This window comes from Candidatus Tisiphia endosymbiont of Piscicola geometra, from assembly GCF_964026415.1.
Lineage (GTDB): Bacteria > Pseudomonadota > Alphaproteobacteria > Rickettsiales > Rickettsiaceae > Tisiphia.
The window spans coordinates 898,425-917,622 of sequence record NZ_OZ032144.1; the positions used below are offsets into that span (position 1 = coordinate 898,425).

Sequence of the window (19,198 nt, forward strand, 5' to 3'; positions counted from 1 at the left end):
TATAACTGTTTTTTTACGACCACTAATCAATTTCTACTTCTTTTATTCTTAAAACTTTTCCTTCCTGCTGAATTATTGCTGGTACTTGCTTAATTTTAAATTTTGTTGTTAAAACTCCTGCTTGATCAAAATATACTTCTCTATCAAGTTCTTTCTGTAAATCAAGTGGTCTACCAGCTACTAATATCAACTTGTCTTCTGCCTTTATTACGGAGCTGCTTTTTTGCTGCTTAAACCACTCAACCTGCTCTTTATCTCTGCTATCAATAAATATCAACTTCTTGTCCAAGTTTATATAATCTAGTGGATTAACTTTTGTACCTATCTTGTGAAGTAGCTTGCCATCTGGCAAAATAATATCCTCTTTTATTATGTAGCTTGGATCATAAGTAAAATCTTGTGCTTTTTGAGTACGTTTGATATTGCTAACTGCTACCGGTTGCTCTATTCGAGTTTTAGCGATTTCTAACATCTTGCTTTTCTCCTGTTCTATATCAACTAATTTTAGTTTTCTTTCGATCATTGCTAAAAATCCTTCTTCTTTAACCTCAAAAATTGTTCCATATATGCCAAAATCCTTAGCAATAGTTATTTGTGGTAGTAGAATTACTAAAATCATTGTTAGTATTAGTTTCATTTATATTTTCTTTAAATCTTTCCCTATTTCTCTCCATTGCTCAAGCATCTCTGGTTTGCTAACGAGTAGCATTTTACTGACTAGCAACATACCATACAGAGCTTGGTCATCTTGTGGATGCAAGTAATCTAATCCTGCTTTTATTATCAGTCCACCCAGCATAATCTTTTTTCTAGCATCTTGTTTGCGTTCTAAATAATTAGTACTTTGATTATTCATACTATACCTGTAATTATTATATGTATTCATATTGTCTCTGTTTGCTTTGTTATAAAATGGATACTGAATTTTTTCGTACATTTAATCTCTCTAATTTATTGGTTATTGTTTAATTGGTTGTTATTTGATAGTTTTTGCTGTTTCTTAATATTTGTTCCTTTTGAATCATCCCCTAAATCATCCCACTTTAGGTTACTGATTAGTTTTGCTAAATTCTCTATTACATTCTGATGTACTTGCCTGCTTATTGATATCACTCCTTCTCCTGTAATAAATTCATCAGTTGCAAATATTACTTTAGTTCTTTTATCTTTATATTTTTGAGCTTCCTCGTTTATTAGTTCTATTGCCTGATTAATGTGACCAAAAAATAAATCGTTTTCTTTTGGTTGTTGGTTTATTTTTGCTTCTTCTAATTCTTTACTTACCCTTTCTTTTTCTAACTTTAATATTTCTTTTTGTGATACATACATAATCTTGCATTGACTACCAATATCACCAAGTAACAAAAACCCAAGCCAACCAATTCCAACTCCAAGTAGGATAGACACAAGTAAAACAACAATTTGTTTCTCGCTAAATTCGTTATCACTACTTATATTTATGTTCCTATTCATCTCCATACACTTACTTATATTTTTTATTTTCTTTTTCGTATTATTACTTATCCATTTTTTCTATAGTTGGCAGAGTAGCTAGCTCACCATATTTTTTTGCCAAGGCTTTTACTGCTTCATCTTTACTAAGACCACTGCGTCTTGCTTCTAGTAAATATTGAAAATCAGCTGCTTCTGTTGAGTATAATACTTGCGAGTATGGATCTAGACTAAGACGTCCAACAACTTTTAAGCCAGTAGATATCAGCAGCATCTCAGCATATTTACTTGGTATCAAACTAATAGACTCAATCAACGGTACAATATCTTTAAAGGCTTCTGAAGTACTAAATGAGTTTAGTCCTTTCTCATCTTGCTTTAATATTACCGTCCAAGCACTATTTTCTAAAATGCTCCTACGCTCATCACTTTTTTGAAAATCAGTAAAATTTTGTACACAAATCACTAATGAACCCCCATATTTTCTAACAGTTCTACCAAAGCTTTCTAAGAACTTGGCTGAATAATCTAAAATCATCCAAGCTTCATCAACAATAAGTAAAAATTGCTTCGACCTATCACCACATAAGAACTGCATAGTTACTTGCATCAATACTACCTGTAATATTACCGCCAGTAATATTGGATCATTCTTGACCTCCTCAAACTCAAAAATGGTTAGTATTTCTTTAAATGATGCAGCTTTACCTTGCTCAAAAAATTTACCATGTACTCCTTTTTCACTATAAGGGTATAAAGTTTCAGCAAGAGCTTTTGCTGTAGTTGCTCCCTCTAATTCTTCTAATACTTTAGTAAGTTTGGTAATATCTAGCGTAGTACCATGTTTTTCTATACCCTCATTTATTGCTCGTTCAATGATAGCTTCCTTATGAGCATCCTTGCTAATACCACACATAGCACCAATAATGCTTTTGGCGTATATGATACTATCTTTAGTAACAAAATGATTGCCTATCTGTAATATCTCTATTCTTTGATCTAGATCTAGGTTTTGGTCTTGATCCTTAGCAGTAAGCATCTCAATTTGTTCTAAGGACAAACCAGTAACTGATCCTATTTCCACTAAATTACAATTTCTAGCAAGCATAGAAAGAGCCTTAGCGTGCTTTGTTCCACTACCTGCTATTTGAGCAAAAGGATTTAAAGAAATATTACTATGCTGATTAAATCTAATTGTTTCCCCACCGATTAACTCACAGATATTTTGATAACTACCACCTATATCTAAGATAAATACTGAAGCGTTTTGTGCTAGCATTGAAGTAGCTAGTTCTTGCAAAAATACTGACTTACCTGAACCAGATGGGGCCATAACAGCTACATTGTAATTACCGCTATTGATTCTTACAAATGGATTCCAATTAAATAACTCACCTCTGCGTCCTGTTAATAGAACTCCACTTTGATTTACTCCTTTCCACTCACCATGGATCGGCAACTTGGCTATCACTTCTTTAGCCTGAGCAATTTTAACTAGCTGGAAATGCTGTAACAACTTCCAGCTAAGTGCCTGATGCATTGGTAACTGAGATAACATTGCTGGTAATTGGAGATGCTTGTTAACTTGTAATTGGAAGTCGTGTGCATTATATAGGCTAATTAAAAATTCCTCCGCTATTTCTATTTCTGACTGAGGTGCAGTAATCATTATTTGCAGTGATTCTGTCAAAAACTGCTCACCATTTTTAGCTTTAGCAATTATCTCCCGCCACTCTAAAGCTTCTTTCTTCAAGTTAGTATCATGCCTTGCATACCATTGTTCAGCAGCATGTATGCTTCTATGTCCTCTTGCTAGAATTTTTGAGCTTTGTGTTTTACTTATATTATTTGCCACTGTGTAACTAATTATTAGCCTTGCTGGTAAACTATGATCACTGGCTGAACCAAGTAAATTAATCATCTCCAGTAATGACCATTGCTCTGGTAGCATACTTGGGTAAAAACATTTAGAGACCAACTTGTTAGAATCTAGGTTAGAGGCTAGTTTATTAGATGTTAATTTGTTTGGTTTTAATCCATTATCGTTATAAATACTATCTAGATGAATTAGGCAGTCTTCTTTAACAATGGTTCTTGAAAGTGGCGTCAAGATTTGATTAGCTAAAGGATTTATTGGATCATATTTACGACTTGATCTTTCTTGCATTTGCATTTGTGCCATATCGCCTGCTACAAACATTAAATTTTGTGCATCACATATACGGGGAGATAATTTTATTGCTTGCAGCTTTTTTACTAATTTGCTTTGGAATGCTACTACTTCTTCAATAGATTTTATACTATTATTACCTTCACTTTTTTTGCTAAAAGAAACATATATCCGAAAATCTTTAGCCATCCTTCCATCTGAACTTGTAAAATCTTTAGCACATTTACTAATAAATTCTCTACGGAATTCTGTTAATTGCTGTAACATCTGATTAGGATTACTTCTAGCATTACTCCATAATTTTAGTTTTTGCTCTATATTATGACTGGCAATCAGTAAAAATTGTAAATAGCAATTTACTGGTAATTCATTATTAAAAAATAAGCTTAAGTTTTTTTCCAAATTAACATCTGTTCCAACTATCGGAGCTATTTCTAGCATGAAGCCTATTACATTATTTTCATTAAAGAAGATATTACATTTAGGATCAAAATATCGATAACTTAGATATCCTGCTAAAGATTTTGCTCCTTTAGTATTTTGTTCGATATGTTCTTGCAACAATTGTGTACTGCCGTAATTTACTTCGGCAGTACTAGCCAAACCACAAATATTACCTATATTTTGTAAGAAATTAGCTATGTTCATATGATCATCTCATTGTCTTATTTGATATATAACAAGCTGCCATCTTTAAGTACTTTCTGATTAGTTTCTTGTTGCAACTTTATTTTATGAACCTTATTAGCTTTAATGTCAGGTTTGTCCAAGTGTCTAGCATAGCAATTTCTTCCTTGACACTTTGCCCTTTCCTTTAGTTCTACTTCGACAATTTCTCCGCTATTAATTTTTTGATCAACTATGCTCAAAGGCACACAATTAAAACCACTTGCGTCTTTACAACTAAACGATGAACCATATCCACCACAGGCAGATAAACTAAATAATGTAATAATCAGTAAAATCTTTGATATTCCTTGCATTACTGTTCTCCGTATTGTTTATTTGTTGGTTTTTTGGTTCTTTCCTTGGCTATCTTTTTATGGGTGGTTAATTCTCCGACAAAAAAGCCTTTCATGAAGACAACATCTACCTTTACTCCACTAGGTATAGTAAGAACAGGCGACATGTTCTCTGCCATTCTTAAGTAATAGTCAGCTATTTTCTCAGCAGCATTCGATGTTCCTGATAAAATACCATCTGTTACCATATCCTTAAAACCTTTCTTTTGGCTAGCAATTGTTCCAAGGCTAGTGATAGTCATACTATCTAGACCTTTACTACTTTGGCTAAGCCCGCTAATAACTCCACCTATTAAGGCATTTTTTATATGCTTACTGCTCGTAGCTACTACTTTCCCCTTAATGCCATTCATACCATCTGGGCCATGCACTATTCCAGCTATGTTACTGGTAGTTACTAACTCTGTGATTGGATCAATACAAACCATTTTCTCCAAGCGGATAATTACTCTTTCGCTGGATAAGTCACCATAACTACTACCTAAAATACGGCAGGTAGTAATATCAAGATTAAAGTTCTTGGGTAAGTTGCCTCTTTCTGTTAGTCTAATTACTATTGGAGCAGCATGTTCATCTGGGCTATTTAATGCAGTAGATACTGCAAGACCACCAAGTAAATAGCCACTAACATAAGAAGTTTCAGGGATATAAATCTTAGTATCTTTTGGTTTATCAAATTCTATTTCACCATTTAAGTCTATAACACCAATATTTACATCACTGCCAAAATCCTTACCTTTTGTATTTTGCTCTGCTTCTTGGTGAATTTGACGCATTCTTTTTAATTCTTCTGTGCTACTGATCAGCTCATTTTTAGCAAAATTTAGTTGAATCTGCATTTTAGTTAATTCTAATTTTATCTCTTCTTGTAGCTTTTGTTCTTTTTCTCTAAAGTTTGTTTCTGCTAACTGTAAGCGTTCATCAAATTTACGCCTATTGTCGTTTAATAAATCTTCAAAGTGGTTGTGCCACATTTTCTCCGGGTCTAACGCTTCACTTGCTACTTCTAATTTAGGCTTAGTATTATCATTAATAACTGCTTTGTGCTTAATTTTTCCTTGCATTATGTTGATTAGAACAAGTACTGTAATGATGCTACCACCCAAAAGCAGTAACAAGAAATTATACTGTTTACGTCTAATCTCCTTATTATTAGTTGCATCTAACGACTGTTTTTGACTGTCAGCTATAAATGAACTATCCACTGGAGCTTCATTTGAAACTTTAAGCTGTATACTCTTTCCTAATAAAAAAAAGAGTCTTTCTTTAAGCTTTGCAAATATTGTCATGTCAGTCCCTATCTTGCTCCTTTGCTACTATCCAAACAAATCCTTTATCTTTAGGAAGAAGTATGGTTTTGTCGATAGTGGTAGCTAAACAAAAATCAAATAGATTACTAAAATCTACTTCTTTAAGATGAACTAAGCCTTGAGCTTTCCTGTTGATTACTACTAGTCTTGCTCCAATAAGCTTACCAAAACGGTAAATCCTATCTTGCTCTATGGAAAGTCCTATATTACGTAAGCGGTCAATTTTTCTTTTTACATGAGTAACGTAATATTTACCTTCCTTGTCAGCAATCATGTTCCTTATCATTCCAGCAATTTCTTGCTCTTGGATGGTTACTGACCATTTATTGTTAACAGCTGAATTATTTAGGAAACCATTGGATGACTTATTATAAAAATTATCCATGGAAATTTTAATAATTTGCCCTTCCATATCTTCCACTTCAAGTATTAAATCAGCAACATTCCCCGAAAAGTTGACTAAGGCTAGCTCCAAAGTCTGAGCAGCTGGAACTTTTGGTAGTAAAAATATGTTTTGTGCCTTGCTATCCGCTATTATTTTATACTTGCTTTCATCACCAATAATTTGTGCTATGCCTATTTTGCCAAATGCTATTCTATTAACGTTACTTGCACTTATTTTAGCCTTGATTTTATTGCCAGCTATATATTCAAATTCTTGTGCTGCAAGTGCTGCATTACTCATTAGTATCATGGCAATTATTAGTATTATTTTGATCATTATTTATTCTCTTATTTTTCTTATCCTTTATTTTTTATCTTTATCATTTTCTTTGTTATATTGTGCCGTTTCTTGACCTTCTTTGATTCTTACAAATTCTTTAAGTCTTAGCTGTCTACCTGCCCATTCATAAGATAATTGATAAGAAGCAGGACTAACCTCAAAGCCCTTATCGCCAAACCTTGAGGTTAGCATGCCAGCAGCTATTACCTGCAAATTCTTACTATCAACTTCCAAGCTTTTGATAGAAAAATAGGTTGATAAAGCAAATTTTTTGTACTTCTCTTTGCTATCTGCAAAATAATTTTGAATATTTTTCATATAGGTAGCATCACTTTGCGAAATATATTTAAATATGATACCTGCTTTGTAGTCTATTATTTCTGAATTTAAATCTAGTAACAATGGTAGGTACATTAAACTTGTTTCTTCCAAATATCCTTTGGAGACTCCATTATTACTAATCCATACTTCTTGGCTAAGACTTGGCATCAATATTACTTTCTCATTGTTTGTCAATAATTTAACTGATAGTCCTAAAACAGTCAGGCAAAGCAGCAACGTCAGTATTAAAAACAAGTTTCGCTGTCTTGCTACTTGTTCGATGTTACCTATTGCTATTATCTTCTCCATTTTTATCTCTGCTCATTCATATCTATTTACATTTAAGTTAGTATTACTACATAAGCAGCCTTACATGAGACTTTGGTAAATTAGCTGATATAATCAGCCTAGTTAGTGGTAGATGCCAATAGAACCAACGCTGGATTATTCCAAGCCACCATTGATGCATAAACCAACCACCTATAGCAAAACCAATAGCACCACCAGCAAAAGACCATAGCACGCCTTTAAAACATAAAATGATTAACCCAAAGCTAATGCCCCCTACTATTGAACCAATAGATATGTTCCAAAATCTAACGTGTTTGTTTAAACAATTATTAAATCGTACTCTTTCCATAATTGAATCTCACAAGTAAAAAACCAATATTGTTACAATTTACACTTGATTTAAGTCATAGCAGCAAGTATGCCCATACAAACGGCACTGCTACCTATAAAAACTGTACCGCCACGAAATACCCGAACGCGACCATCACCTTCAGACATAATGGCTGTGGTAATACCACCAATACCAGCACCATAAACCCAGTAATCCGCGGCAAATTTTACCAGTGGTTCAGTTACACCTTTACCAAATTTACCTAAATCTACTGCTAAACTTTCTGATGTAATAAGGGTAAGTAAAATGCCAATTATTCCATAACTAAGATATAAGAAACTCTTACTCCAGTTATCATCTAGACAATTCTGTTTGCTAGTTATTTCCTTACTTGTGGCTGGTATTTTCTTTGAATCCACCATAATCTTCCTCTTTTGTTAACTATCTACTAGTGTTTTTTTTCTTGGTACTTTCCCCGTTGTAGAGGCATAACTAAACTTAAGAGGATAAATTACGTGATTCTCTTTAAAATAAATAGGTGTCATTATCACCCATATTTTTGAAGACTACACAGTTAGAAAACAATACTCTTCAACTGCCAAGCATTGGTGTTTGATGTTGTCGTATTTTTTAAGATAATATTTTTCCTAGTGTCTCTATTCTACCGCTGATCTATTAAATTTCGCAAAAAAATACCCTAGGCAAGAACTTTCTCTAGACTCTGTCAATTAGTGGGATTAAATGTGGTGTGGATACTATGCAGGGTGGTGTCAAACAGTCTGCTACTTTCTAAAACTAACCTCAGTGTCCATTTTTATAGATAAAAAATAGGGGGTAATTACAATGGAGACCGATATTAAAGATCAACAACAAAACTGCTCAACAAATGAAGAAAATGATAGAATCTTACCAAAAAAACTAATTAATCCAACCGACTTAGCAAAACAAATATGGCAAGATGTTTGGAGTGTTAGTGGTGCAACCCCTGAGAATTGCTTATACACATTTGTTGAATTATTTATATTCAAATATCTAAGTGATTTAAAAATATTGCAAGGTACTTATAATTTTTATACTTTACTGCGGATGTATGAAGAAGGCAATGAACCTAACAGAGTTTTACAACATTACGCAAATATTATCAGACCACAAATAAAAGAGCTGTTTCCTGAAAATGCCCTAGACAAGACCACCCTAATAAATGGTAGCATATTTATCAGTAAAGAACAAAAAGCTGTAGATGGTTACGGAACAGTCTTTAAAAAAGTTTTACAAAAATTTAGAGATTATGGAAAACTTGAGCATGTTGACCATGATTTTAAAAGTAAGCTTTTTGAAAGTTTTTTGAAAGAAAGTATCAGTAAGAAGAATTGAGGGCAGTTTTTTACTCCAATTAAAGTTGTTCGTGCTATTAACGAAATGGCAAAAGGTGAACTAAAAGATGGGTTGACTATTTATGATCCAGCATGCGGAGTAGGTAAATTTCCATTAGAATTTATAAAAGACAATCTTGATACGCTTTTTAAAGTTGAAAACAATAGAATAGTACAAAAAGTTAAAATAGTTGGCTTTGATAAAGGTTTTGATAAAGATGAACAAAAAACCATCATTTTAGCAAAAGCCAATATGCTTATTTATTTTTGTGAACTGATAAAAGATAATATTGGACTAACTAGAGAATTTGCCAAAATATTTAATGAGAGTTTTCTTTTAAAAACAAACTCAATACTCGGTACTCTTTCCGATGTTGCAGAAGAGAAATATGACTTAATTTTAACAAACCCTCCTTATGTTACTAGTGGAAGTAGTAACATAAAAGAAGAGATAGCTAAAAATATTACGTTAAAGAATTATTACAAGATAAATGCCATGGGTATTGAGGGACTTTTCATGGAATGGATTATAAAAGCTTTAAAAAAAGGTGGCAAGGCTTTTATAGTCATTCCTGACGGCATTTTTAATAGACAGAATGATAAAAAACTAAGGCAATATATTTTGGATAGTTGCTATATTGATGCAATTATTTCTTTGCCATTAAAGACATTTTTTACAACACAAAAAAAGACCTATATTTTAGCAATTACAAAAAAATTCAATATTTCTGATATTCAGATTAATCCTGTGTTTACTTATTTAGTTAGTGAAATTGGTGAAAGCAGAGATGTAAATAGATTTGATATTGAGCAAGATGACTTAAAAGAAACTGCTAATTTATATAATGCTTTTAAGGGTAATAAGAAGTATTTTGCAAATCTTAATCTTGATAAAAGATGTAAGGTACAAGAGATTGAAAAGTTTAAGACTGATATAAACTGGTGTATTGAAAGATTTTTTTCAGAAGAGGAAAAAATTGAGTTAGGTATTATAGAAAAAAAAATACGATTACATTCCAAGAATTTTCTGATTTATTGAAAGAAATATCAAATATTATGGATGAATATTCAAACATAATCAAAAATTTGGCTGATATATGATTTATACAACTTATAAAATATCCGATATTTTTGATATAATTGGCGAAACTAATATTACAAATGAATATATTAATAAACACAAAGGGGAATATCCAGTTTATTCTGGACAAACTAAAGATGATGGAATTTTTGGATATATTGATTCATATAAGTACTATGAAAAAATGATAACTTGGACAACTTATGGAAGTGCTGGCAGATTATTTTTGAGAGATGGAAAATATAATATAGGTAGAAATTGTTGTGGTTTAAGACTTAAAAAAGATTTTATAAACATCATAAATCTAGAATATGTTATGATTTTATTAGAAAATAAATTTTTAAACAAAAAAAAAGACTCTGCTGGATTTGGTATCCTACCTCAGCATCCGTAATGGAAGTCAATAAGAAAATAATAACTTAACATAAATTTTCATTGCAAGAAGAATTATTTTGAGTCTGTCATAAAAATTACGTAAACGCTTATTACATCGTAAGGCAGCTACTGCAGCCATATAAAGAACTCTTCGAAGATTACCTCTACCGGCAAAGATACTTCTTCTACCTTTATAACTACCGCTTTCTCTAGCAAAAGGAGCAAGACCTACTAAAGCAGTTAAGTTTCTAAAAGTAATATTACCAAGTTCTGGTGCTTCACATATTACAGTGCTAGCAAGAGTAATGCCAACTGCTGGAATAGAAGTAAGCCGATCAATTTTATCTTTGATTTCTTGAGCTTGGGGTCTATCAGAAAGATTGTGTAAGTATGATGTCAGAGTTAGTCCATCTTTGATCGACATTTGCCCATTTTTGGTCATCAGTACCACAAAGTATGGCAAATTGATTCAAGGCAACTGACCAATCTTTAATTGGCATTGTCCACTTCTTTTGAGCGTTTGTCAATGCCAAAAATATTATTTTCTGAATTGATTTATCATCTGGAAATACCCCTTTATTTTTTATAATTTTCCTGATTTGCCGATTGGCTGATTCAATAGTATTAGTAGTATATATTGCCTTTCTAATCCCTTCAGGGAAGCTAAAAAGCGGGGCTATACCTGACCAAAGACGTTGCCACATGTCAGAAATTACTGGATATTTTTCGTCCCATTTTTTACTAAAGTTTTGTAGCTCTCTAATCCCTTCCGCCTCGTTTATTGCTGTATAAATTTTCTTTAAATCAGCTGTTACCGATTTTAAATCTTTATATGACACGTACTTGGTAGAATTCCTAACCATATGCACGATACATAATTGTACAATAGTTTTAGGAAAAACACTATTTATAGCTTCAGGAAAGCCTTTTAGACCATCTACACAAGCAACATATATCTTTTCAATTCCCCTATTCTTTAGCTCAGTTACCACTTGCATCCAAAATTTAGAACCTTCATTCTTGCCAACCCAAATACCAAGTAGCTCTTTCTTACCTTCCATATTAACACCTATAGGATATTGACAAATCTTCTAAGCAAAACTCCAATAGTGATTCTGATCTAAATAATTTATAGCAATTACTTTCCTATAGTGAACTACCAAACGGCTAAAAAAACACTTTCTAGTTCACATTTTACGATTTTTTTCACATTATATTACTTAGTGCTTTATAATTTCTGTGCTATACTAGCTTTAGAATTGATAACTACTAATAGCATATATGGATAAAATAACTCCTCGAGTTGATTTGGCATTTAAGAAAATCTTTGGTGTTGAAGAGAATAAGGACTTGCTGATATCCTTGATTAATTCAATTGTATCTAAGGAAGATCAAGTGGCAGAACTAACGCTGCTTAATCCATATAATCCAAAAAGCTTTAAGAGTGATAAACTCTCAATATTAGATGTTAAAGCCAAATCCGTTGATGGCAAAAGGTTCAATATTGAAATTCAAATTAGCGATGAAGCTGATTATGATAAGCGAGCTTTATATTATTGGGCTAAATTATATACCGAGCAATTAAAGGTAGCTCAGGACTATTCTACCCTAAGCAAAGCCATTGGTATTCATATTCTAAACTTTACTTCTATTCCGAATGTAACTAAATATCACAATGTTTTCCATATAGTCGAAAAAGATAGTGGCTTGTTATATTTCAAGGACCTCGAATTACATACTATTGAGCTTAATAAGTTTACTGATAATTCTTATGAGGAATTACCTGATATACTGAAAAAAGTAAAAAACTCTCTAGACATGTGGACAGCTTTTCTAACAAGACATGACCTACTTAACAAAGATAATTTACCTAAAGAATTAGACAATGTTGCCTTAAAAAAAGCTCTAACAGTGTTAGATGTTATGAACTTTACTGACGAAGAAAGAGAGGCCTATGAAGACCATCTTAAATGGCTGCGTATCGAAGCTAATACTCTGAAAAAACAACTGGAAAAAGGTAGAGAGGAAGGTAGAGAGGAAGGTATAATAGCTATAGCAAAAGAAATGCTATTAAACAATGAGCCGATGGAAAAAATTATTAAATACACTAAGTTAAGTAAATCTCAAATAGGAAATCTAAAATCATGACTTACGATCCTCAAACTGTTACTGCTATAAAATTATTGGCAGAAAATGCCACGTGTGAATATATTGCCAAAGTTACTGGTTTAAGTATTGAAGAAATCCAAAAACTAAAATCTTCTAGATAATTCCATCTATATCGCTTACCAATGATATATTATGTATAATAGACCAATATTAAGATTAAAGACAAATATAACTCGAGCCAAACACCTAGCGTTAACAATAATGCTGAGCTAGCAAGCAATAATACAGCTCAGCCTGTAATTATACAGACAAACAACCATACCGACATCACTTCCAAAGAGCAAAATACTCAAATTCAATTAAAAGCCCGACCGAAAATATTACTAAGCAAGGATGAATATACTAATATCTTAAACTTGTTTACCAACACCCTATATTGGCTGAAAGATAAGCTGAGTTATAGGTATTCTAATTTCTTAAGAAAAGTTTCAAGTAATTAAGGATAGTACCTAGCTCAAGAGCTGTATTATTTGTAATGAAGTTAGCTCGTCGCTGAATACATATAATACTTTCTTGTTCAATTTCTTGTGGAGGGAATATATATAACAGGCACTCTCCATAATTTTGATGAAAAAAGTCTAAAATGACAGGGACATGCTCTAATTTCATAGTACCTTGCTTCTCATAATAAGCTGACATAATTTCTTGTAACTTCTCTAATGGTAACCCCCTGCCTACAGTGGTTATGCAATTTTGTTGCAAATCACTATGTCTTACAAGTAGAATATCTTCTAATTTGAAATAATCTATAACTTCCTCGATTAACGTCAGTGGTGGATTGAAATGATGGGCTTGTAAATTACTAACAATTAATGAATTAAGGCTTTTGATATGAAGGAAAAATTGCCAAAACCTCTCTTTCTCCTCACGCAAATCTTTTTTGTACGTTAATAATTTTGCTACAAGAGCTATTATTATAGTAATTAACAGAGGGTATGTTATCTGTAATCCATGAATCATATATAATTCTATTACTAATTGTAATGATCCTATACATATAGTTATATTGTTATTTTTATCAATTGCTACATTGATAATTTTTTTATAAATATGAAAAATGGATACACAACATAGGCGTATACTACTATGATTTCAAGAGTTGGTAGACGATAGTATAACTTCACAATAGTGTCGCAATTAAAAAATTTATTGCGTTGTCATTACTTAAACTATGAATTAAATAATATAATACTAATGAGTGGCTTAATTTATAGTAGTATAAGGCATTAACTAATTTATTTTAGAGCTAACACTTGATGTAGTGCTATCAAGTTCATAATGGAAGAAAAAAAGTAAAAAATGCTTGGAAATCAATATGTTAGCTAGCTGTTTCTTGGAAATACCAAACAAAATGTTAAGAATTTGTAGCTCAGAGCAGCAATACGTGGTTAATGCATTGATAAGATATTTGCTTACTAAAGAAGTTGAGACATCATAAATTTCATAATTAATTGTTAGTTTACAATATAGTAAAAAATAAACAGGACAATGTTTGGCTATAATCCCCTAGGTAAGGGGAAACTCCACAAAAGAATCTTTTATTACTTTTTCCCTTATCTAATAATGCGAGTTGCCAATTAATTTATAAGAGCGGAGCTAGGTTTTATGAACGTTTGAGGTTAATTTGTAACATATAAAACACTCAATAAAAACTATATTTTTTAGAAATATGTTTGTATTAAAAATGTTTCAGTATCGAACCTTACATGGATCAACTTTAAATATAACTTTTGCCAGTATAATTAATTGGCAATTCGCGTTAATAGCATTTAAACAAATAATTAAACATTTTGTTTATAATATATTCTTACTAAAGGAAAATATAATTTCCCTTTTAACTCTTTTATGCACTAAACTCAAGATAGAAAATAAAAATTAGAAAACAATAATAAATACTCAAGATTTAGATAAAAATTTATTGGAGTACAAAGTGAGGATAGAGCTAAAAACTTAATTTATTGATAGAACTTGGTTGTCTAGGATAAAGTCAGAGAAAGATGTTAGTAATAATACTTTAACCTTGTTTCATCCAATTTATGTCGCAAGTGATAGAGAATATGGAACAAAGATAAAATGCCAAAGAATAGTCACTAGTGGTGATCTCTTTATAGTGTATGTTTCTAAGACATATAAAGAAGACTTTTTTTATTATTACTTCTCTTAGAAGATTGTGAGCGATAATCACACCTCACTATTACCATTTAATGTGATCTCAAGAGCAGGTCAATTAGCGAGTTCCTATAATTCAAGTTTTGGATCAAGAGAGTAGGGAGATTTGGACTATCCCGAATCCCCTACAACAACGACAACAGTTAAAAGATAATTGCTATACAAGAAAATATAAGAATCAATTAGAGGTAACCTACTAAAACACATACAAAACGGGGGTAGTATAGAGGAGAAAAACCTATGATATATTTCCAAAATATAAAATCAATAAATGATATTCCATTTACTTCGAGAGAGATAGATGTAATATCATGTATTATCAATATTAGAGGCACAAAAAAAATTGCTGTTATATTAGATATTTCCCCAAGAACAGTTGAAGGACATATACAAAACATTCTATTAAAGACATCATTAAATTCTCAAGAGAGGATTAAAGATTTTATAGAAAATTCAAATGAATTACTATTAATTAAACAACGTTATCTTGACTTAATTATTACTAGTGCTTTCGAAGAACAAATAAAAAAATTATCACACTTATTCAGTCGAGTAAAGAAATCATGTGTAATTGATTATGAAGAGAATGAAATATTAGAGTATATAATAAAATACCTAAAATTATCTAGTGTAGAGGTGGTGTTAAAGACAGATAATGAACTTACTAACTTAGGTAACGAGTGTATCTTAAGGATATTATCGCAAGATAATAGAGTCTGTCATAAAGTTTGTCTTATAGGTTTTAGCAGCACCCACGCTTATAGGTCTGCCGCTATCTTTTTCATCAAAACATATGATTTCTATTTTTTTGAGGAGAAAGGTAAAATACTCCCTTAGTTCAGTTGGTTAATATACACAATCTTTTTAAATTGAAGCAAATTGCATTCATAAAAGCTGCAAATTGATTCTTGGCTATGCCAAGATAGCGTACACGTTTATTATCCTGCGAGAAAACTCTTTCATAAGGTACTCTCAACCTAGTATAGTATTTGTCTAAATCAAAGTTCTTATCCTTCATGTTATTCTTCTTCTTAGCTTGGCTGATAGCAACCTTATTTATTAAGCTAGATTGCATATCAACGCTAACATGCTTTTTATAGCCATACCAAAACTTATTACCACCTTTACAGCCAAGTCTTGCTTGCTTATCATGAGCAATCTTAGGTAAAACTTCGTTATTAAGTTTCTCGTATCTCTTTCTTCTAGCTTTATCTCTCTCTTCCCAAAGATTAGCTTTGGAGATTAAGTGCGATGCATCCACAAAAGTAAAAACTTCACTCATATAGCCTTTTGATCTTAGCTGTTCTCTGAAAATACTAAATATCTCGGAGAGCTTACTTGTACCTATCTTCTTCCTTAGCTTACTAAAAACACTGTGATCAGGGGTAGCTTCTCTAAGATCAAATTCGCAAAACCACTTAGCTGCATTACTATCACTTAAATATCTCTCAAGCTCCCGGTCACTTAAGTCTTCCATAAACTGCAGTAGTAAACACTTAAATAATCTTTCAACCCCATAACCTTTATAATTGCTTGCTGCTTCGACAGATGTTAATTCAGCTTGAATTTTATTAAAATTAAATAACTCTTTGAATTTCCTATATTGATGTTCCTCACTTACTAATTCTTCTAAACTCACCAGCGTTACTTGACTTAATGACATTACTAAACCTACTTTGTTTTTTGTTTATTATACCTCTCTTATCCTTTTCTCGCAACAGTCCCGTTACGGATTCGAGTACCGCATCATTGTCCAAATCACCAGCAGAAGTAGAGTTTCGAAAGAAGTCTAATGAAGAGTGATATGAATTATGAAGTAGTCTTGATTGATGCTACTGAGAGTCCTACAAGTAATATGTACAAATTTTTCTAACGGTAAGAAACATAACTTTAGATTATTTAAGGAATCCAAAATTCTTATCCATCCTAAGGTTAAAGCGATTACTGATACAGGATATCAAGGTATACAAAAAATTCACAATAATTCTGAATTACCAAAGAAAAAAAGCAAGAAAAATCCTTTAACTACAAATGATAAAAAGAATAATCGTAGGTTAGCAGGAAGAAGAGTTGTGAATGAAAACGTTATTGGTATGATAAAACGGTTCATGATCTCTAGTATTTATATATTTTGAACTACGTTAACCAGTTTCAAAAGAGGTCTAATATTGATGCAATTAAAAAGGTATCTATTGCACCAAGAAATATCATGTTTTGCTTGCAACAATATCACGGTACTTAAATGAAATCTTAAATATTATAGAAAAGATTTCTTGTATAATAGGTGAATTTGCAAAATTCTTTTTGCAATATCTATGCCGATTGTAGTAATCTACATTATAGATAGCTACATTACAAATATATGAAAACTGTTTTACCTGAACGCTCCCTGATAATTCAAGAAAGACTTGATAATATCGTCAAAGAAATTCTCGCTGTATCAAAGCACAAGATTGCGATGATTATTTTATTTGGCTCTTACGCTAGAGGAGATTGAGTACAAGATGAGTATAAAAAAGGTCACATTACCTATAGCTATCAAAGTGATCTCGATATTATGTTAATCATGAAGAAAGGCGAACATGCCGGTCTTGCTGGGTTAGCAATAGAAGATAAAATAGAGAAAAGGTTAGAAAAAAAATCATTAAGAAGTCCTTTTGAGTTATGGGTAACTTTAGTGCTAGAATCAATCAAGACGGTAAATAGTCAGTTAGAGAAGGGACATTATTTCTTTTCTGATATAAAAAAAGAAGGAATTCTTTTATATGATAGCGGTGAGTTTCAGCTGGCGGAAGCTAAAAACTTACCATAGCAAGAAAGAAGACAAATAGCTAAAAAAGATTATGAGTATTGGTTTACAAGTGGGAAAGAATTTTTTATAGATTGTAACTATCCATTGAGAAGGGGAAATTATGCTTTATCTACTTTTTACCTTCACCAAGCTACCGAAAGTTTTTATAATGCTATCCTGTTAGTTTTTTCTGACTATAAGCCAAAGTTACACGACATCAGAAAATTAGGTAGTATAGCCGGAAATTACAACGAAGAATTATGGCAAATATTTCCTCATTCCAGCATTGAACAAAGGCAATGTTTTAGATTACTTGAACAGGCTTATATTGAAGCTCGCTATAACAAAGATTATAAGATAACTAAAGAACAGCTACTTTACCTTATTGATAGAGTTAAAAAATTAAAAACAGTGACGGAAAAAATTTGCTTGGAAAGGATTAATAAAGAGATAATTTAAGCCCCTTAAATAGACAAAGTAAGTCTATAAACGCGATGACCTATAAGTTTGAGGGTATTGGGATATAGTAGTTTTGTTGTTATGAATTATTATATGTGTGATTTATAGACCTTGTTACAACAGAAATGTAAGATAAAATTACGACTTATCTTTTAGTACGTAATATATTTTTTTGTTTAATAGCAGATTTAAATTTTTGGTCATACTTGTAATTCTGTATAGCAAAAGTTTCTTTTGAAGAATCATAACTTTTATGTACTTCTTCTATAGAAGGAATAGTATGTCCGAGTTCTTTATATTTCTCCCATGGAGTTCTACCATGCAGAGAACTATGCGATCGATGCTTATTATAATACTCTTCCCAAATCATAAGCTTACTCTGAAGCTCTTGTTCCTTAGGATCAGTGCTACTATAAAATTCGTCTAAATCTGTTCTTTGTGATCTTTCTACCTTACCATTCAAGTGAGGAGATAATGGTTTGATAGGGCGAAACCTGACCTTCTTCTTCTGCAAATATTCTTGTACCACATAAGCAAAAAATTCCTGACCTCTATCAGTTTGTAGACGTTGTATAGGAAAAGGCATACGTTCTATAACCTGCTCCAAAAAAGTTACAGTATTTGTAGCAGTACGCCGATTATATAAAGCCAATACCTTATACCTAGTGCAATCGTCTATGGCAGTATATTGGTATAAATTATTAGCGATTTTACAAACGTCCATTTGCACCCTTTCTCCTAGAATCTTAGAACTATAACGTTTAATCTGTTTACGATAATGACGTTTTAAATTCAACGGAGCTATATTATGTTTTTTAAGCACTTTATGTATAGTAGCTGTAGAAAATGAGATACCATATAAACGCTTTAATTCACTATGAATGCGTCGTGATCCTAGATTCCTTTCTTTCCTTAACTTAAGTATAAGATTTTCATCAACTTCACTTCTTTTTTGAAAAGGAAAATTTTTGGGCTTACTACTAATATCACACAAACCATTTTTACCTAATACTTCATAGCGTTTATACCACTTGCGTAATGTAAAGCGTGAAATACCATAATGTTCGCATACCTTTCCTGCATGCTCTAACTGTTTATATAACTTAATCCAACTCAAACGCAACTTAATCTTAGCATCCATTACAAATGACCTTGTAAGT

Annotated in this window: 24 protein-coding genes and 1 pseudogene; 10 read left to right on the plus strand and 15 right to left on the minus strand. The window is 31.9% G+C overall.

Annotated elements, in window-relative coordinates:
- Window positions 1-22 precede the first annotated feature (22 nt).
- The 10 genes from traW to AAGD26_RS04215 form a co-directional block, all read right to left on the minus strand.
- Window positions 23-637, minus strand: a complete 615-nt coding sequence (gene traW, locus AAGD26_RS04170; RefSeq protein ID WP_341751214.1) for a type-F conjugative transfer system protein TraW — start codon at window positions 635-637, stop codon at window positions 23-25.
- The gene (locus AAGD26_RS04175; RefSeq protein ID WP_341751215.1) at window positions 638-856 is read right to left on the minus strand and encodes a conjugal transfer protein TraD; all 219 of its coding nucleotides are present in this window, start codon (window positions 854-856) and stop codon (window positions 638-640) included.
- Window positions 857-951: 95 nt separating this feature from the next.
- Window positions 952-1,473 carry a hypothetical protein gene (locus tag AAGD26_RS04180; RefSeq protein WP_341751216.1) on the minus strand — a complete coding sequence of 174 codons (522 nt, stop codon included), beginning with the start codon at window positions 1,471-1,473 and terminating at the stop codon, window positions 952-954.
- A gap of 43 nt (window positions 1,474-1,516) precedes the next feature.
- Complete coding sequence (locus tag AAGD26_RS04185) at window positions 1,517-4,270, minus strand: TraC family protein (protein WP_341751217.1); 2,754 nt, start codon at window positions 4,268-4,270, stop codon at window positions 1,517-1,519.
- A gap of 17 nt (window positions 4,271-4,287) precedes the next feature.
- Complete coding sequence (locus AAGD26_RS04190; RefSeq protein ID WP_341751218.1) at window positions 4,288-4,605, minus strand: hypothetical protein; 318 nt, start codon at window positions 4,603-4,605, stop codon at window positions 4,288-4,290.
- Window positions 4,605-5,933, minus strand: coding sequence for a TraB/VirB10 family protein (locus tag AAGD26_RS04195; protein ID WP_341751219.1), 1,329 nt, complete (start codon window positions 5,931-5,933; stop codon window positions 4,605-4,607). Before AAGD26_RS04195 ends, AAGD26_RS04190 begins: the two co-directional genes overlap by 1 nt.
- Window position 5,934: 1 nt before the next feature.
- Window positions 5,935-6,675, minus strand: a complete 741-nt coding sequence (locus AAGD26_RS04200; protein WP_341751220.1) for a type-F conjugative transfer system secretin TraK — start codon at window positions 6,673-6,675, stop codon at window positions 5,935-5,937.
- Window positions 6,676-6,702: 27 nt separating this feature from the next.
- Window positions 6,703-7,308: a TraE/TraK family type IV conjugative transfer system protein gene (locus tag AAGD26_RS04205; protein ID WP_341751221.1), complete on the minus strand. Its 606-nt coding sequence runs from the start codon at window positions 7,306-7,308 to the stop codon at window positions 6,703-6,705.
- Window positions 7,309-7,354: 46 nt separating this feature from the next.
- Window positions 7,355-7,639, minus strand: coding sequence for a hypothetical protein (locus tag AAGD26_RS04210; RefSeq protein WP_341751222.1), 285 nt, complete (start codon window positions 7,637-7,639; stop codon window positions 7,355-7,357).
- A 50-nt stretch (window positions 7,640-7,689) separates the two neighbouring features.
- The gene (locus AAGD26_RS04215) at window positions 7,690-8,043 is read right to left on the minus strand and encodes a hypothetical protein (RefSeq protein WP_341751223.1); all 354 of its coding nucleotides are present in this window, start codon (window positions 8,041-8,043) and stop codon (window positions 7,690-7,692) included.
- 421 nt (window positions 8,044-8,464) lie between these two features.
- Here AAGD26_RS04215 and AAGD26_RS04220 point away from each other — a divergent pair, with 421 nt between their 5' ends.
- The 3 genes from AAGD26_RS04220 to AAGD26_RS04230 are packed head-to-tail and all read left to right on the plus strand — an operon-like array spanning window position 8,465 to window position 10,469.
- Entirely contained in the window at window positions 8,465-8,995 is a 531-nt protein-coding gene (locus AAGD26_RS04220) for a hypothetical protein (protein WP_341751224.1), read from the plus strand.
- A gap of 45 nt (window positions 8,996-9,040) precedes the next feature.
- Window positions 9,041-10,033: a class I SAM-dependent DNA methyltransferase gene (locus AAGD26_RS04225; protein WP_341751225.1), complete on the plus strand. Its 993-nt coding sequence runs from the start codon at window positions 9,041-9,043 to the stop codon at window positions 10,031-10,033.
- A 58-nt stretch (window positions 10,034-10,091) separates the two neighbouring features.
- Window positions 10,092-10,469, plus strand: a complete 378-nt coding sequence (locus tag AAGD26_RS04230; protein WP_341751226.1) for a restriction endonuclease subunit S — start codon at window positions 10,092-10,094, stop codon at window positions 10,467-10,469.
- Between the two features lie 6 nt (window positions 10,470-10,475).
- On the opposite strand, the gene AAGD26_RS04235 is transcribed toward AAGD26_RS04230, so the two are convergent.
- Both AAGD26_RS04235 and AAGD26_RS04240 read right to left on the minus strand, forming a co-directional pair.
- The gene (locus AAGD26_RS04235; RefSeq protein WP_341751227.1) at window positions 10,476-10,892 is read right to left on the minus strand and encodes an IS110 family transposase; all 417 of its coding nucleotides are present in this window, start codon (window positions 10,890-10,892) and stop codon (window positions 10,476-10,478) included.
- Complete coding sequence (locus AAGD26_RS04240) at window positions 10,822-11,511, minus strand: IS256 family transposase (RefSeq protein ID WP_341751228.1); 690 nt, start codon at window positions 11,509-11,511, stop codon at window positions 10,822-10,824. Before AAGD26_RS04240 ends, AAGD26_RS04235 begins: the two co-directional genes overlap by 71 nt.
- Before the next feature lie 220 nt (window positions 11,512-11,731).
- Between AAGD26_RS04240 and AAGD26_RS04245 the strand changes: the two genes are divergently transcribed.
- Complete coding sequence (locus tag AAGD26_RS04245) at window positions 11,732-12,598, plus strand: Rpn family recombination-promoting nuclease/putative transposase (protein ID WP_341751229.1); 867 nt, start codon at window positions 11,732-11,734, stop codon at window positions 12,596-12,598.
- The gene (locus tag AAGD26_RS04250; protein WP_341751230.1) at window positions 12,595-12,720 is read left to right on the plus strand and encodes a hypothetical protein; all 126 of its coding nucleotides are present in this window, start codon (window positions 12,595-12,597) and stop codon (window positions 12,718-12,720) included. Before AAGD26_RS04245 ends, AAGD26_RS04250 begins: the two co-directional genes overlap by 4 nt.
- Before the next feature lie 307 nt (window positions 12,721-13,027).
- Here the strand turns inward: AAGD26_RS04250 and AAGD26_RS04255 are convergent, their stop codons facing one another.
- Window positions 13,028-13,579, minus strand: a complete 552-nt coding sequence (locus tag AAGD26_RS04255; protein WP_341751231.1) for a hypothetical protein — start codon at window positions 13,577-13,579, stop codon at window positions 13,028-13,030.
- 1,449 nt (window positions 13,580-15,028) lie between these two features.
- Between AAGD26_RS04255 and AAGD26_RS04260 the strand changes: the two genes are divergently transcribed.
- Entirely contained in the window at window positions 15,029-15,625 is a 597-nt protein-coding gene (locus AAGD26_RS04260) for a helix-turn-helix transcriptional regulator (protein WP_341751232.1), read from the plus strand.
- Window position 15,626: 1 nt separating this feature from the next.
- Here the strand turns inward: AAGD26_RS04260 and AAGD26_RS04265 are convergent, their stop codons facing one another.
- Window positions 15,627-16,451 carry a transposase gene (locus AAGD26_RS04265; RefSeq protein ID WP_341751233.1) on the minus strand — a complete coding sequence of 275 codons (825 nt, stop codon included), beginning with the start codon at window positions 16,449-16,451 and terminating at the stop codon, window positions 15,627-15,629.
- A gap of 120 nt (window positions 16,452-16,571) precedes the next feature.
- On the opposite strand from AAGD26_RS04265, the pseudogene AAGD26_RS04270 reads away from it, so the two are divergent.
- The 4 genes and pseudogenes from AAGD26_RS04270 to AAGD26_RS04285 form a co-directional block, all read left to right on the plus strand.
- Window positions 16,572-16,902: pseudogene (locus AAGD26_RS04270) on the plus strand (transposase family protein); the annotation flags it as partial.
- A gap of 248 nt (window positions 16,903-17,150) precedes the next feature.
- Window positions 17,151-17,285, plus strand: coding sequence for a hypothetical protein (locus AAGD26_RS04275; RefSeq protein ID WP_341751234.1), 135 nt, complete (start codon window positions 17,151-17,153; stop codon window positions 17,283-17,285).
- A gap of 69 nt (window positions 17,286-17,354) precedes the next feature.
- Window positions 17,355-17,600, plus strand: a complete 246-nt coding sequence (locus tag AAGD26_RS04280) for a hypothetical protein (protein ID WP_341751235.1) — start codon at window positions 17,355-17,357, stop codon at window positions 17,598-17,600.
- An 84-nt stretch (window positions 17,601-17,684) separates the two neighbouring features.
- Window positions 17,685-18,038 (plus strand): HEPN domain-containing protein, encoded by a 354-nt coding sequence (locus AAGD26_RS04285; protein WP_341751236.1) that lies wholly within the window; start codon window positions 17,685-17,687, stop codon window positions 18,036-18,038.
- A gap of 145 nt (window positions 18,039-18,183) precedes the next feature.
- Here AAGD26_RS04285 and AAGD26_RS04290 read toward each other — a convergent pair whose 3' ends face one another.
- Window positions 18,184-19,179 (minus strand): IS481 family transposase, encoded by a 996-nt coding sequence (locus AAGD26_RS04290; RefSeq protein WP_341751237.1) that lies wholly within the window; start codon window positions 19,177-19,179, stop codon window positions 18,184-18,186.
- Window positions 19,180-19,198 lie beyond the last annotated feature (19 nt).